The organism is Arthrobacter sp. 2YAF22_2 (assembly GCF_052114645.1).
Classification (GTDB): domain Bacteria; phylum Actinomycetota; class Actinomycetes; order Actinomycetales; family Micrococcaceae; genus Arthrobacter.
Map to the genome: position 1 here is coordinate 1 of NZ_JBFRFD010000718.1, position 1,350 is coordinate 1,350.

At 61.5% G+C, this 1,350-nt stretch carries 1 protein-coding gene; it reads right to left on the bottom strand.

Annotated features, from left to right (window positions below; all coding sequences use genetic code 11):
* On the bottom strand, nt 1-1,289 hold a 1,289-nt coding region (locus AB4Y86_RS18985), incomplete at its 3' end, for an MFS transporter (protein WP_441403677.1).
* Nucleotides 1,290-1,350: the final 61 nt, after the last annotated feature.

Genomic DNA, 1,350 nt, shown 5'->3' on the forward strand with positions numbered 1-1,350 from the left:
GCGGCAAYGAGATACCAGGCCGGAGCCAGCTCATTTTTCGTGGCAGCGATCAGGAGCGTTGCCATAAAGGGGGCGGTGCCGCCGAAGAGGGCGTTGGAGAGGTTGAAGCTGACGGCGAACCCGCTGTAGCGGACCCGGGTGGGGAACATTTCCGCCAGGAAACTCGGCAGCGTGCCGTCATTGAGGGTGAGCATGGCACCRAGCAGGACTTGAATAAGGACGATCACCAGAAAGTTTCCCGTCCCTAGCAGGGCAAAGGCCGGAACTGTCAGCACAATGAAGCTCAGAGATGCGGCGATGAGCACCTTCTTGCGGCCGTAGCGGTCCGAGAGCATGCCTGTCAGGAAGATGAACCCGATGTAAGTCACCAGCGCGATGGTGGTGGCTAGGAACGATTCTGTTTTGCCGAGGCCAAGTTCTGAGGATAGGTACGTGGGCATATAGCTGAGAATCACGTAGAAGCCAACGGCATTGAGCAACACGGCTCCCACAGCCCTCAGCAGCAGCCGCCAGTGGTTGCGGAAGAGACCAAAGACGGGCGCCTTGATGGTCTCGTCCTCTGCAGCGAGTTCGCGGAACACCGGGGTGTCTTCCAACTTGGTGCGGATATAGCGTCCGATCAGACCCATGGGAGCCGCGAGTAGGAACGGCAGGCGCCACCCCCAGCCCTGCATGGCGTCGGCGCTGAGAAGAGTGGTTAGCAGTCCCGCGAGGAGTGAACCTAGCAGCAGACCCGCAGCCGTACTTGCCGGCACTACCGCGGCATAGAGACCACGCTTGTTGGCCGGGGCGTACTCCACCAGGAACGCGGAGGCGCCGGCGTACTCGCCGGAGGCGGAGAATCCCTGGGCAACGCGGATGATCAGCAGCAGGATGGGGGCCCAAATGCCGATCGTGTCGTAGCCCGGTATCAGCGCGATGCAGAACGTCGCTCCGGACATGATAAGGATGGAGAGGGACAGTGCCGTCCGGCGGCCAACCCGGTCGCCGATGTGTCCCCAAACAAAGCCGCCCAGGGGCCGCACCAGGAACGAGATGGCAAACAGGGCGAAGGTCAGCAGGAGCCCTGTTTGGGGATTCGATTCCGGGAAAAAGACCGCGGCGATAGTCACTGCCAGGTAGCCGTAGACGGCGTAGTCAAACCACTCGACGAAGTTGCCGATGAAACTCGCGGCGATCACCCGGCGCCTGGTCTCCTTGCTGACTGTGTGCCCGGGCCCGCCGGCGGGCCCCGGAGCCTGCTGCGAGGGGCCCGGCATGGTCGCCGCTTGATTTGGTTCGTTACTCATATGTCCACCAATGAAAATTTGGAGTTGCATCGAACGCAACGCTGTTGCACCAGAATACGAG